The 15153-nt window shown below is 44.7% G+C and carries 8 protein-coding genes; 5 read left to right on the top strand and 3 right to left on the bottom strand.

All coding sequences use genetic code 11. The annotated features are described in order from the left end of the window. Positions 1-4 precede the first annotated feature (4 nt). The 3 genes from G636_RS0101090 (at position 5) to G636_RS0101080 (ending at position 2285) form a co-directional block, all read left to right on the top strand. Positions 5-1264 (top strand): type II toxin-antitoxin system HipA family toxin, encoded by a 1260-nt coding sequence (locus G636_RS0101090; protein WP_026506506.1) that lies wholly within the window; start codon positions 5-7, stop codon positions 1262-1264. A gap of 177 nt (positions 1265-1441) precedes the next feature. Then, positions 1442-1915 (top strand): helix-turn-helix domain-containing protein, encoded by a 474-nt coding sequence (locus G636_RS19185; protein ID WP_051226372.1) that lies wholly within the window; start codon positions 1442-1444, stop codon positions 1913-1915. After that, entirely contained in the window at positions 1893-2285 is a 393-nt protein-coding gene (locus G636_RS0101080; protein ID WP_026506505.1) for a hypothetical protein, read from the top strand. The genes G636_RS19185 and G636_RS0101080 overlap by 23 nt, the downstream gene beginning before the upstream one ends. A gap of 136 nt (positions 2286-2421) precedes the next feature. Here G636_RS0101080 and G636_RS0101075 read toward each other — a convergent pair whose 3' ends face one another. After that, positions 2422-5373: a glycosyl hydrolase family 28-related protein gene (locus G636_RS0101075; protein ID WP_026506504.1), complete on the bottom strand. Its 2952-nt coding sequence runs from the start codon at positions 5371-5373 to the stop codon at positions 2422-2424. A gap of 328 nt (positions 5374-5701) precedes the next feature. On the opposite strand from G636_RS0101075, the gene G636_RS19835 reads away from it, so the two are divergent. Beyond that, positions 5702-10234: a beta-1,3-glucanase family protein gene (locus G636_RS19835; RefSeq protein ID WP_081668204.1), complete on the top strand. Its 4533-nt coding sequence runs from the start codon at positions 5702-5704 to the stop codon at positions 10232-10234. 133 nt (positions 10235-10367) lie between these two features. On the opposite strand, the gene G636_RS0101060 is transcribed toward G636_RS19835, so the two are convergent. Next, positions 10368-11828 carry a methyl-accepting chemotaxis protein gene (locus tag G636_RS0101060; RefSeq protein WP_026506503.1) on the bottom strand — a complete coding sequence of 487 codons (1461 nt, stop codon included), beginning with the start codon at positions 11826-11828 and terminating at the stop codon, positions 10368-10370. 143 nt (positions 11829-11971) lie between these two features. Further along, complete coding sequence (locus G636_RS0101055) at positions 11972-12403, bottom strand: helix-turn-helix domain-containing protein (RefSeq protein ID WP_081668203.1); 432 nt, start codon at positions 12401-12403, stop codon at positions 11972-11974. Positions 12404-12606: 203 nt separating this feature from the next. Between G636_RS0101055 and G636_RS0101050 the strand changes: the two genes are divergently transcribed. Beyond that, positions 12607-15135: a YfhO family protein gene (locus G636_RS0101050; protein WP_026506501.1), complete on the top strand. Its 2529-nt coding sequence runs from the start codon at positions 12607-12609 to the stop codon at positions 15133-15135. Positions 15136-15153: the final 18 nt, after the last annotated feature.

Below are 15153 nucleotides of genomic sequence, written 5' to 3'. Positions count from 1 at the left end.
GTAGATGGTAAATATAAATGAGATATACGTATATGAAAATTGGAAAGCGGATAGTCCTTCTTTTATTGGCACTATGCATGTGGAAGGCATCAAAGGTAAACAGATTGTATCTTTTGAATATGACATAAACTGGCTTGCGGATTTAACTAATAGTGTTTCTCTTGATCCTGATTTGAAGATGTTTAGTGGACGTCAATATCCACCGATAAATAAGCTGTTTTTTGGAGTTTTCGAAGATTCTTGTCCGGATAGATGGGGGCGTCTTTTGATGAAAAGACGTGAGGCGATTAATGCCAAAAAAGAAGAAAGAAAACCTAAAACATTATCGGAAGTAGATTATTTGCTTGGCGTATTTGATGAGACGAGGATGGGGGGGCTGCGTTTTTCTGTCTCAAAAGATGGGCCTTTTTTATCTAATGATAAAGAATTGGCAACACCTCCATGGACAACACTTAGAAAATTGGAATCAGCTTCACTTGCATTTGAAAAGAATGAAGACGGTTTGGAAGAAAAATGGTTGAAGCAACTTATTGCACCTGGCTCGTCATTGGGTGGGGCAAGACCAAAGGCATCTGTTGTAGCCCCGGATGGTTCGCTGTGGATAGCAAAGTTTCCATCTAAAGATGATGAGATAAATGTTGGTGCGTGGGAGATGGTTACACATGATCTCGCTGCATTGTGCGGACTGAATGTGCCGGAAGCAAAAGTGGAAGACTTCTCTAAAATAGGCAGTACATTTTTGATTAAAAGATTTGATAGAAGTGGGGCTAAGAGGATCCATTTTGCTTCGGCGATGACATTATTGGGCAAAAGCGATGGTGCTAATGCTTCAGATGGGAACGGTTATCTAGATGTGGCGTCAATTATCAAGGCATATGGGGGCAAGCCGGACGAGGATCTGCTTGAGCTGTGGAAAAGGATAGTATTCAATATGGCCGTATCTAATACGGATGATCATTTGCGGAATCACGGTTTTATTCTTGAAAACGGCAGATGGAGATTATCTCCGCTATACGATGTGAACCCCAATATATATGGAGACAGCTTATCACTGAATGTTGATAAAGATAATAATCTGATTGATTTTGAATTAGTACTTTCTACGGCGAAATTATATGGCATATCAGAAATAAGGGCTTCTGAAGAATTGAATTTAATAAAAGATGCTGTGCAATCTAATTGGAAAACACTTGCTAAGCATTATGGAATAAAGCGAAGTGAGATAGAAGAAATGTCACCTGCATTCGACATGAGATTTAAGTAATAGACATTGGTTGATAATAATAACTGCTAGAAAATCACTAGGGACTATTCAATCTGACATATGCCCCGGATTGAATAGTCTCTAATTATGTGCTCAATGCCTTGGTTTTACGTGATTCTACCAGAGGTAGAGTGACAAATTAGCGGCTTTTTAGTAAGATTCAAGAGGGAGGTGGATATGGATAACAATGAAATTGGTAAAGTAATCAAAGAAGCAAGAACAAGTAAAGGTTATACCCAAAAAGAGCTGGGGGGAAGATTAGGCGTTACAGATAAAGCTGTGTCAAAATGGGAATTGGGCAAATCATTACCAGATATTACGTTGTTGGAATCGTTATCTCGAGAATTGGATTTAAGTGTAAACAGGATAGTGGGAATTGCGGATACACACAAGGAGGAGATAAAAATGAAAGAGGAATTGGATAGAAAAATCAAAATTCGATTAATTATATCTTTTGTAGTACTTGCGGTTGTACTTATTAGAATTCTATCGAGGATAGGAGGCAATCTCTTCACATATTGGATGATCAGTAGCATTATTGATGAGATCATTTATGCGGCTTTTTTGGTTTTGGGAGTGTCAAGCTTGATTTCATGTATAATATTGTATTTGAGAAGGAGGAGAATTGATGACAAAGAGGATATTGCTTAAACTTATGATGACAGCAACTATTTTAGCCAGTGTTATATACGGCAATGCATTAAGTGCAGAAGCACAGACATTGGTACCTATAGACCATAATAAAAGAATCGTGGATCAAGGATACCTTTATGGGGAAATACCATATACGGTGTATGAGCGAGAAGCTGGGGATTATAGTACTAACATAGTTGCGAGTAAGTATTATGAGGTGATGGTTGCTTTTCCTTATGGGACGATTCCTCCTTCGACATGGAATATTACTGTTTCTGTAAGTGGGGTCGTTTATTCTGGAACGTTGAGGCTACAGCTTTCTATTGATAAGCCTTGGGAAAGTAAAGTTGAAGCCTATTATTCAGGATATATTTTTGCAAATCTGTAATTATATTTCTTATAGTAATATTCATTTGATCAATGCTTGGCACAAAGTATTAATTAAAATTAATTGATGACAGTTGATATCCCCTCAAAAAGCAGGGTTTTTGAGGGGATATCAACATTTTTTCAGCAGTTTGTTATTACTTTATCTTGTAGATCGCATGCCTGCCAATGATGTAGCTTGCAGCATCATTGCCGATAATGGTGTAGGCATCATCCGGTACAGGGATTCTGATCGGATATTCTGCATCTTCATCTTCCTCTTCGGATCCGTTTACAGGATAGTACAATAGGTAGTCATCTACTGTGTAGATATTGCCTTCCGTATCCTGATAATAACCGTATTGTCCATTATGTTCTGTTATCTGAGGATCTAAATAGCTGCCGTCTGGGGAGCTTGTATACTTTACAAGGCGGCGGTCTGCATCATCTGATATGAGTACATCTTCGCCTCCTCTAAAGGATATGAGGCGCAGAGTTCTGCCCAGGTCAATAGTCTTTTCAACATAGGTGTGGCCGTCTGCGCATCTATAATATTCCTTCACAGAAGCAGTGAGAGCCTTTGTGCAATATCCGGGATAGTCGGCATGGGCAGGGCGGATCAGTACTGCATCAGGGTCAGCTGCAGCTTCCCCTGCAGATACTATGCCCGGCACAGTTATGGATCCAATGGGATCATCTATATTGATCTCGTAGATATAACTTCCTCTGTTTCTAAACCATGAATAGAAGGGATGGTAATTACTAAAGTCGGGATGCATATTAGCCATCTCATCTATATCAGCAAAGGCTTTTGTGTAATCTACTGTGACAATGAGCCTATTGCCCTTAGTGATATACAGAGCAGAAGGGGTGAACGGACACCTTATGAAAGGCGCATAACGGCCCTGTGTTTTATCATATCTGTAGATTTCCTTGGTATATTTGTCACACCAGTAGAGATTGCCCTTTTGATCCAGGCAGGCGCCCTGGGCAAAGTGAAAGCCCTCAGCTATAATAGCTGTCTCCACCTTCTCCTGAATAGGATCCTCTTCATCTCCTCCAAAATATAGGAGGGCATAGTCAGGAGATTTGGCAGGGATATCCCTGTCCATATCCCTGGCGGTAAGTGTAAATGTATACTGCATCTGAGCCTTATTATGCAGGCAGTAAAAGGAACAGTTACGTGAGTTCCATAGCCTGATACCCGTATCATAGCTGTCATCTACAGATACTACTCTAAAGAGAAAATACTCTGCAAAAGTAAGATCACTGCAGCCTGTGATCTCCATTGGCTGGCAGTTTAGCCCTTCTGCCTTTTCTTCTTCTGTTTGAAGAGCATAGAAGGACCAGCCTGATACATTTTGGAGTTCCATTTCTTTTCTAACGTGATGCTCCAGGGAGATCTGGATCATCTTGCCCGGCAGATCTGTATGGGATATGCTGATACCACTGGATGCATAGGGACTGGCACTCCATATATCCTTAAAGGTGCCGCCGCCTCTTGTGATATAGAGAGATGGGAACTGGCTGTCCCATATCCTGGTAGGATCATAGTCTCCTGTTCTGGAGGGGTTGTAGAGCAGTCTGTATGGATCGTCTCCGTTTCTGAGCATATTGCCATGACCGCCCAGGAATTTGACATCGTTCATATAGGAGTCTTTATCTGATCTCCAAATGATTCCGGCTGCGCGTGGATTCTTGGCTCTGGTGTCTATGCCTATGCCACTGATTATCACCTTTGTGCCTTCGGCGCTCTCTATCAGGCCCTTCATACTGCCTACACCATCAAAAGCCTCTGTGAGATCCTCGATAAATATAACTGTAGAGATGGGAGACATGCCATATATCTGGGTATCATTTGAGATGATAAGGCTGTCTGTGATCTTATATAGTCCCTGAGGAAGATAGAGAATATCATGTTCATCAATGGCCTTCTGCAGGGCAGCGGTATCGTCGCTTTCACCGTCGCCTTTTACGCCAAGCTCTTTTACATTGACCCATTTGTCCATGGGACTGATAGAAGGAATAAAGCTTACTATATCCAGGCAGTCGGTTTCAGTGAGAGTCTCAGATATCTCACCCTTCATACCGCTGTCATCCATGATATAGCCGCAGGTATAGTTGTCTATATAGTGGATACCTTCCATGGGAAAAGATGCATAGTCATCTTCCAGCTCTTTGACGAGAAAGGCGCAGTCATCTGCTACGCAGTGTATAAGGCATGTATGCTGTATTTTTCTGGTGATATCATATCTGGAGATAATGCTATCTGTTATATTGGCGAAGCGGCAATTCTCCAGGTAGAGCTTTTCCCAGGCGTCTTTTAAATAAATAGAAAAAGCCTTTGGCATATTTCTAAATTCCAGACCCAGTCCTGTAAATCCGGTATTAGTGCTAAGTACCCCGGCTTTCTTTTGGTCCATGAATCTGGAATCGGTAAGGGCAAAGGGCCATCCCGGTGAACACATCCTGCAGATGATGCCATAGTCTCCGCCTTTAAAGGTCAGATCGTCCATTTCATTACCTACGTCATAGATTGCGGCCAGGCCGTCACCTATGTCAAAAAATGCATGGCTGACAAAGCTGTGCTGGGCAAAGCGTGCTCTGATACACACTGCGCCGGGATGGCGTCCTTCTATCTTGAAATTTATATTGGATATTGCAGAGTAGAAGGTTGCAGCATTGGCATCACGTGGAGAGGTGGCCTTGGTATCTCTGTCTCCTATAAACCAAAACATATATTTGGCCCCGGGGAGAGAACCATCAGCTGAAAGCAGCGTGGGATCCATGCTTTCATAGGAAGGGATATTTATATCACCGTCAAAGCCTTCTGCGTCCCCGGGCAGGTAGAATAGCGGGCGCGTCCCTCCATAGCCTATGATCCTTACAGCAGGCGGGATGAGTACAGTATCCCTTATAGGATAGCGCCCCTCAGGGATATAGATGATGCCAAAGACCTGGGTCTCTACCAGCTTGTCTATGGCACTTTGAAGGATCCCGCTGACGTCATTTTCCTCATCTGCAAGCTCCGGAAAAGCTTCTTTTGTAAAATATATAGCATTGGGATCTTCAAATTTCTCTTTATATATTGATTCGTGTTCGTACCACATAAAGATATTCCTCCTGGGATGGTAAGCGGTGGGGATACTGGTTTATTGGTATTGCGTGTATCATCTGCTGCGCAAGCAATACTCTATAATTAATAATGATAGTAAATGAGAGGCTAAAGTCAATGAATTGTATTGGCCATAACCATAAGAAGCCGCGGAAACTCATGATTTTCCGTAGTTTCCGCCGACTCCCGATATAAAATAATATCACCTATTTTAAAAAAAGCTCACCTTTTTAAAAAACGATAACCGTTAGAATTAGTCCTATGAACCTGAATGAGAGTAAGGGTTCATAGGATCTTTTTATTATTCATTAAGGAGGGCTACTATGAAAAGTAACTATCTGCGTAAAGTGGCCGGGAGAAGAGTGGGGCTTCTCCTTGCTGCAGCTCTCGCGTTCGGAAGCGTATTTGCTCCGGCTGCAATGAGAGGACCTGCTTCTACTGCATATGCGGCAGAGGCTACCATCTATTCAATGGATTATTATTCACCTACAGACGGACCTGTTCTTTCTTCTTCAGGGGTGGGAGAAGCAAGTTATGGTTTTGTGATGCCTATATTCAACGGCGGAAGCGCTAGCTGGGAAGATGTAGCCAGCGATCTGTCCGTAAGCGTACTGACTGGCGGCAGTTACGTTGACATAGATAATATCAGTTCTTTTTCTTATAACTCCAATTGGGGTCACTGGCAGGACGGCGGCTTTACAGGATACTGGTTTAAGGTATCAAGGACTACACAGCTGCGTCTCTATTCCAAGTCTTCAGGAGTATATCTTGATTACACATTGGAATTTACCAATATCAATACCACTACTATCAGCTCTATGGCTGCCACTCAGGGACCTGAGCTGACAGCAGGACCTACAGGCAGCGTAGGCTTTACATGGCCTGTATTTAACGGCGACTCTGCTATTCCTTATGACGCTGTTGCCGATGACCTTAAGGTCTATGTAAAGAGCGTATCCTCCTCTGATTGGGTAGGCATAGATAACAACGCAGCCAGCGGCTGGATCTATGATCAGAACTGGGGACACTTTACAGACGGCCCCGGAGGGCTTTGGTTTACTCTCACTGAGTCCATCAATGTTAAGCTGGAGTCTGTTTCTTCAGGTGCCAGCATTGTCTACACACTGAATTATCAGACAGTAAACAGAAATTCCTATACTCTCAGTGCTTATGATGGCACTACAGATTATGCAGCAGGCGAGGATGGAGCCCTGGGAATAGCTCTTCCCAAGATCGACGGCACACCCGCTCAGCAGGCAGATCTGGACAAGTTTGTATATGAACTGAAGGTAGGCGGCAATTGGGTTGAGCTTGGAGATTACTCCAAGAGTACATTTGTATACGCTGCCAACGGCTACAACAAGATGTCCGAAAAGAACCAGTGGGGCTATTGGGTGGATTACATCTATGGTCTCTGGTTCCAGCCTCTCACAGAGGATTATGATCTCAGAATCGGTTTCCCTGAAAATGGCGAAAAGGGCGGCGCAGTAAACAATAACTACGTATACTACCATTTCACAGGCAATCCTGATGCTCCAAGGCCCACTCCTCCCGATGATGATTTCATCCCCGGAGATCCTGATAATACAGCACTTGCAGGATGGGACCTGGTATTTGATGATGAGTTTTCAGGCAGCAGTCTTGATACCAGCACCTGGAACTATGTAACAGGCTATTATATTAATGATGATCCCGGTACATGGGGGTGGGGCAACAAGGAGCTGGAGCACTATACAGATTCCGACAGGAACGTATATGTGAAGGACGGAGCTCTGAATATCACAGCATATGAAGAACCCAAGTCTTTCCCTCAGGATCCCAGCCGTGTGGCTCAGTATTCCTCAGGTAAGATCACTACTGAGAACAAGTTCTCATTTAAATACGGACGTATAGATTTCAGGGCAAAGCTTCCTACAGGTAACGGACTCTGGCCTGCACTCTGGCTTCTGCCTGATGATGATACATATGGCACCTGGGCTGCTTCCGGCGAGATCGATGTAATGGAAGCAAGAGGACGTATTCCTGAAGCTTCAAGCGGTGCGCTACACTTTGGTGGTACATGGCCTGCCAATAAGAACCTTAGTGAGCCCTATACCTTCCCTGCCGGAGAGAGCATAGACAGCGCTTTCCACACCTATAGCGTTGTTTGGGAAGAGAATATGATCAAGTGGTATGTTGATGGCAATCTCTTCTTCTACCTGAACTCTGATCAGTGGTACACAACAGCTTCATCTTCAAAGACAGCTCCTTTTGACAAGGAGTTCTATATCATCATGAACCTGGCTGTGGGCGGATGGTTTGATAATGAGATAGCTCCCGGCCCCGGGGATATACCCGCTACCATGCAGGTAGATTATGTCCGTGTATACAAGGCACAGGGCGATGACAAGCACACCTCCACAGGCAGTCACGGCGCAGGTGGCGATACAGGCAGTCAGCCCGGAGGCGGCTCTCACGATGAGACAGGCAACACTCCCGGAGACGGCGGTGACAATGGCGGTTCAGGTGACAATGGTAATCACGATGGCGAGACCGGCGCCGGCCCTGTACAGGATCACGTGGGCGACGCTGTATGCGGCCTTGACAGGAACGGCTCAGACGTAACCTTCTATGTAAAGGGTGCTGAATTTGCAGACCTTCACTTTAAAGTAAATAACGGCGGTCAGATGAATGTGGGTATGAAGTCTGACGGCAACAGGAATTATACATATACAGTTTCCGACCTTAAGGATGGAGATAGACTGGATTATTTCTTTACCTATAATCCCGGTAATGGTGCTCTTGATACAGCATGGGCAAGCTATGAATTAACAGCTGCAGCTGCAGGCGGAAGCGGTGATGATAAGGGTACTGAGCCTGTTAAAGATGAAGATAAGAATGATAACAATAACGGCTCAGGTGACAATGGTTCCGGAGATAACGGCACTATAACTGCAGGTGATGGTGTAACCCTCTACCTTGACAGTGATTACCGTGGCAAGGCTGTGACCTTTGATGTGGGCAGATACAATATGTCCGATATGATCGCAGCAGGTATCCCCAATGACAGCGTATCTTCTATCAAGGTGCCCCTGGGCTATAAGCTGACAGCATACTGGGATATAAACTATGGCGGAGAGAGCAAGGTATTCACCGCAGACAGCAATTATGTAGGTAATCATTGGAATGATCAGATCACTTCCTTTATCATTGAGGAAGAGAGCTATTATATCTACAACAAGCACAGTAATCTGGTACTGGATGTAAGCGGCTTTAACACAGATAATGGAGCAAATCTTTGCCAGTATTCACTGACAGGTGCAGATAACCAAAAGTGGACAGTGTCCAAAGCTGACAACGGCTCTGTGAAGCTGACCAGCGTACTGTCCGGCAAGGTAATAGATGTTGAAAATGTATCTTCTGATAATGGAGCCAATGTACATCTCTGGGAGTACGTAGGCGGAGATAATCAGAAGTGGAATCTGACTCCCGTAGAGGATGGCTACTACTATATCACCAGCGTACTCTCATCCAAGTCTCTGGATGCAGATGCCTGGTCTCAGAGCCCCGGAAGCAATATCATCCAGTGGGCTCTGGGAGACAAACAGGCCAACCAGATGTGGAAATTTGTACCCGTAGATACTGATCCTGCAGACCCTACTGCAGGATCAGGTAATAACAACTCCGGTAACGGAAATAATGGTTCATCAGGCGGCAATGACTATGCCGACAAGCCCGTCCTTAGAACTGATATCGCAAAGAGAGACGGTCAGATGTTCTTCCAATTCAACAATAAGACCGGCGGAGAGTACAGGGATGATCAGATCTACTGGACCATTCTGGGCTTTGATCCTCAGAGCGGCAAGCTCTCTTATGTGGACAAGAATGGCAATCTCATTCCTGCATCAGCATCCATGAATACTATCACAAGAGGAGACAGAAAGTGCTCCGATGTATTCTATACTCTGGCTGAAAAGAACTATGTATACATGCCTGATATTACCTCCGGAAGGATGTATATCAGCTACGGCTCTCCCGTATATATCACTATCAACGAAGATGCAAATGGCAATGTGGGCTTTGCAGGTCCTGACCTTAACAATCCCACAGACCCTAACCAGGATGTGCTCTTTGAGTTTGTAGAGTTTACTATTTCCGGCGGCGAGTACTGGGGCAATACCACCAGGGTGGATTTCTATTCCTTCCCTGTAGTATCCAGGCTTGTAGGTGAGGGCGGCTATATATCCACACCCGGAGATGCTGACAGATATGACAAGACTGTAGGCGATATCGGCAGCAGGTCTGAGATCTTCTCTGCATTTACAGCAGAAGTGCCTTCAGAGTTTAAGACTCTGGTAGATGGCAACAAGAGGATCATGGCTCCCTGCAAGAAGACCTTTAACGAAGGCCAGCCCTATGCTCACTATTTTGACGCATATATCGATCAGATCTGGGATAAATATAGAAATCAGGATCTGGTATTTACATGTGAAGCAGGTACCTTCAGAGGCAGGACCTACGGTGATCAGATGATCTTTAGCAAGGATAACGGAGAAAGCGGCATCGTAGTCCACAAGCCTACTACTCAGGATGCACTTGAGGGCAAGGGCACCCTGGCACAGGGTACATCCCTTGAAAAGGTGGTAGAGGCTCAGCTTTGTGCAGCTATCAACAGAGGTGTGGCACTGACACCTGAGAAATGGGCAGATTCATCCGCTTTTTATAAGAATACACCTGCCAATTTCTACTCAGGCTTCTTCCATAACCATTCAGTAGATAATCTGGCATATGGCTTCTGCTATGATGATGTATTTGATTACAGTACACTTCTGCATTATACAAAGCCTACTGCACTGGTCATTGACCTGAAGTGGTAATATTTCAGAATTGATTCTTGCAAGGCTCAGATAGCGTTTTTAAAAAGCTCTTGCGACTAAGGTTTTTGCTTTAGTCGCAAGAGCTGTTTTTTGTCCAAATTTACTGCGTGTTTCGTGAGAACATGATTGTATTCTAGCTTGTGAGATCCGCGGCCTTGGAACTGAGGCTATTGACTGTTTCGCTGATGCTGTCTACCAGCCTTGAGTTTTCCTCGCTGGCTGTATAGGTCTCGTGGGCATTGGCGGTAACCTGTTCTGAGATGGCAGATACCGTCTGGATCCTCTCTACGATCTCTGTATTGGCTTTTTCAAGCTCTGTTACAGCCAGAGCCAGCTCTGCTGACTTGGAGCTTACAAGTGAGGATTCCTTTTCAATCTCGCCAAAGCTCTCTCTAACTTCTTCGGCACCCTTTAAGCTTTCTTCGTTGGACTTCTGCACCATGTTGACTGCATTTTCTACTTCCAAAACGCTCTGGCGGATATTATCGATGAGCTTTGTGATAGTCTCTGTTTCCTGCTGTGTCTGTCCTGCCAGTGAAGTGATCTCTGTTGCCACTACTGCAAAGCCCTTGCCGGCATCACCTGCTCTGGCTGCTTCGATGGAAGCATTGAGTGCCAGCAGGTTGGTATTGGAAGCAATGCTGAGAATGGTCTCAACAATGGTATTCATCTGATCTGTATATCCGCTAAGGGTACTCATCTGCTCTATAACGCGAGCATTTGCCTGGCTGGTCTCATCTATGAGACCGGAGAAATGCTCGATCTGTCTATTGCCGTCTGCCACCTTATTCATGGCTGTATCCATAGTGGAGGAGATCTCACCTGTTGCATCCTTGACAGTGGTGATATGGCTCTGGATCTTCTCGGTTTCCTCCAGCTGTTCCTGGACAGCGGTGGCAGTTTCATCGCTTCCTGCTGTGACCTGGTTCATGGCATCCTTGATCTGCAGCATCTTCTCAGCCAGCTCTTCGGCCTGTCTGTTGGCACTGTCAATATCACCTGCCATAGCCTTGGTGGTACTGAGCACCTTCTCTGTCATCTGGGTATTCTTGGCGGCTTCTTCTTCCACCGCTTCAACTCTCATCTGCTTGATCCTGTTATTGATATATGTCGCCAGGACCATATATACGGATACAAGAAGAGGTGCTGTCTGTCTGATATGCATCTCTGCTGTGGTACCGTTAAATGTACCATCCATCTGTCGCCAAATACCTGCAGCAATACTGAATACATCCGCAAATACTGCCGTGATGATACAGAATTTAACATTGGAATAAAGGGTGGCTATGATGAACATGGGGAATACGTAGGTGAAGAGCATCCTGTTGGTGGATGTGATCAGTACGTATACAAAGAAAAGTCCGTAGGAGATACAGATAATGTCTTTGAGATATTTCTCTTCAGGATTATTCCTGTACATATAAAATTCAATTGCTGCCGGGATTACAGCAAAAGCAATAACACCAAGGAATTTTGGGATGCTATAGGTGCCATTTAGCACGTCGGGTATGAATCCGGTTACAACGGCTATGCCTAGAAATACTATGGCTATCAAAGCAGCTTTGTTTATCAGAGCACTTTCGCTTTTTTTCATGATTACCTCCAAGTCAGGCCGGCTATAGTTCTTATCCCGGGGTACTTGGTTACAAACACGCCAGCAGGTAGAAAAGCGGAGCAATAAGCTCCGCTTCTCGTGGTTTGAAAGGAAAAGGTGTTATGAGGAATATGAGCTTATTATCAGAACCATATCTTGAGAGTCTTGAACATCTTCTCTTTATCGGCATCTGATAATTGAGCTAGTTGAGCTTTAAGCTTGTTATCCAAAGCAGACTCAGTATAGTCAGGTTCTACAACTCCTACCAGGGAGTCCAGAGTCTGACCTGTCAGTTTGGCAAAGTAAATAAGGATCCTCAGGGACATGGCAGTACGGTTGTTTTCAACATTACTGATATAACCCGGAGTAACTCCAAGAGCTTGCGCAACTTCTCCCTGGGTGAGCTTGCATGCAATACGCAGATCTTTAATACGAGGGCCGTAGTTTTCCTTTGCAATAGAATTGTCTTTCTTTGCGGGAGCGGCTTTTGCTCCGGAAGCTTTCTTTGCGGGGGATTTTGCCTTTTCGGGCTTATTTGCACTTTTAACCCTTCCGGCAGTCTTTGCTTTGGCCATAGTATATCTCCTTCTTTATATATGATTTGCAATTGTGGCAAAACTATACCTGTGATATTACTTTTATCGTACAAAGATATGGAATAGTTTAGCCTTTTCATAAAAAAATATTCCAAAAAATATATCTATTGATAGCCCTATTTCAGGGGTGTAAACTATGTAACATATGGGTTTGGGCCCTGTGGGCCACAAGGGAGGATTAAGTGAAAAAGGATCTGAAACGATATTTGATCACATTTATACTGGGGGCAGGCTTTATGACTCTGCTCTGCATATTACTCAGGATCACTCCTTTTGGGGATGAAACCTTTCTATACGACGATCTTAGGCGCGAATTCATTGAATATTATGCATATCTAAAACGCGTCCTTATGGGATCTGAGAGCCTTGTATATTCCAGGCACAAGGGCATAGGCGGTTCCATGCTGGGCCTGTTTATCAATTACATGTCATCTCCTCTTAATTTTGTATATGCTTTATTTCCTTTGGGCCTTTTTCCCACAGTACTGACCATTCTTCTTATTATCAGGATGGGTCTTGCCGCGGCTCATTTTAATGTACTTCTCTCCGGCTTGGGAATCAAGCACGGCGAGGCATTTTCCCTATGCTATTCCATGTCTATGTGGGTATTTGTATCTCTTTTAAATCCACTTTGGCTGGACGCGGCAGTCATGTTTCCCATTCTCCTGCACTTTGCCCTTAAGCTTCTTAGGGAACCCGGAGATTACAGGCTGTTTCTCTATACTTCTTTGCTGACTGCATTTCAGTTTTATCTCAACTACTATACCGCTGTCATGATGATGATATTCATTGCCCTTTTTGCGATCATCAGATGGCTCCTTAAGGATATCAGCTTTAGGGACGGGCTCACTCTTGCAGGAGCGCTGATCACCGGAGGGCTGCTCATATCGCCTGTGATGGTCCCTGTATTTCTGGAACTCAGGCTCAGTGAGAAGACCATGAGCGGCAACATATTGCAGAATCTTATGACAGGCTTTACTGTTAATAACCCCCTGGCTATACTCTCCAAGCTATATCCCTTTGCCATAGACGGCAGACAGGTGATGTTTGGCATGCCTCATCTCTATGCGGGGGCTGTGCTTTTACCGCTTCTGTTCATTTATTTTACAGGTTCCAGGACAGCTATAAAGGATAAGACCACTCGTGGCACGCTATTTATCATACTTATACTTAGCTTTACTTTTTCTCCCCTTGATCTGATCTGGCAGGGGATGAATAAGCCCAGCGGATACCCCTTTCGCTATGCATTTCTCTTTGTGGCTCTTATGATCGTTTGTGCTGCAGAGTCTTTTGACCTCTACTTTGACAGGAAGGATCCGCTGCCCTTTAGGCAGCTTGCTGCTGCATTTCTCATTCCTGCAGCCGTGGAACTTATGCTGATCCTGCTCTCAGGACCACTTAACATAGCATGGCTCCCTGTGAAATGGGGGCTTTTGGGGCTGTTTATCCTCGCAGGTTTGTTTGGCCTCTCATGTATATATCTCTATGGTCAAAAAGGCTTTGTTTCGCAGCTATCCCTATATATCATCATACTGATGACTGCTTTTGAACTTATTGCCAATCAGGCCAAGATTGTCAGGGCGTCCTATGTGCCCTGTCTGACTCTTAGTGATTATCAGGCCAAGATAGCATTTAAGTCAGATGCCATAGCCGGGGTGCGGGAGCTGGGAGGAGAGGACGTTTATTACAGGACAGAGGATACAGTCAGCGATCCCTATGACAGCCTCAATGATTCCCTGGTCCATGGCTATAACGGGGTCTCACATTACAGCACAGGAGATCACAGGACTGTCAGATATTTTCTAAAGGCTATAGGCTTTAATTATAACGGCCTCTATGATGAGTACAAGGATGAGAATACCGATACTGCAGATGCCATCCTTAGTATCAGATACCTCATAGAAAATGAGGGTATCAGGGAAAAGGATATCCTCTTTCCCGCAGCTGTTCACACCACGGTTCCTGTATATGAGGAGTTGACAGAAGATGATCCCTTTATATTCCAGACGGATATGGCAAGGGCATTTGCAGGGGATGAGACTCTGCCTGAGATCTTCAGAGAGGCTACGGTCATATCTTCTGATATAATATCAGACGATGAACAGGACTCAGTATCCTTGAAGGCAAGCCTCTCTGCGGCTATAGACGGTCATATCTATTTCTATCTGGCAGATCTTGATAATACTGTCCAGGATATGAGTGTCATAGTAAATGGCGAGCTGATATCAGGATATGCCAATATGTCTGCCATCAAGGTCCTGGACCTGGGATATTTTAGTCAGGGGGAAGTATTTGATCTGGAGCTCAAGGTGAATTCTTATCCCGAAACTGCCGACTTTGGCAGGCTCCTGGTCTATAGCGAGGATCTTGAAGCTCTTAGTGACTATGCCTCTTATTCGGGAAAAAATGCCATTATCATGGAAGAGACTTCACCAAAGATGCTAACCTTTGATAATATACAAAAAGGATATGATAAACTTCTCTTGTCCATACCATACGAAGCCGGTTTTAAAGCATGCAGCCCTGATGGAAGACAGTTTCCTGTGTCCCAGGCATTTGGGGCTCTCACGGTCATAGAGCTGCCGGAGGATTATGAAGGCAGCGTGATCCTGGCCTATTTTGTGCCGGGCTTTAAGGCAGGCTGTATCATGCTGGCCATAGGAGTGGAGATACTACTTTGGCTAAGGCGCAGAGCAGGTCGCAGTAAGTGATCCTGCGTGAGGAAAGGA

Origin of the sequence: Butyrivibrio sp. MC2013, assembly GCF_000424585.1 — a bacterium.
Classification (GTDB): domain Bacteria; phylum Bacillota; class Clostridia; order Lachnospirales; family Lachnospiraceae; genus Butyrivibrio.
The sequence above is the reverse complement of the archived record's forward strand: the minus strand, read 5'-3'. Positions and strand labels throughout refer to the sequence as shown.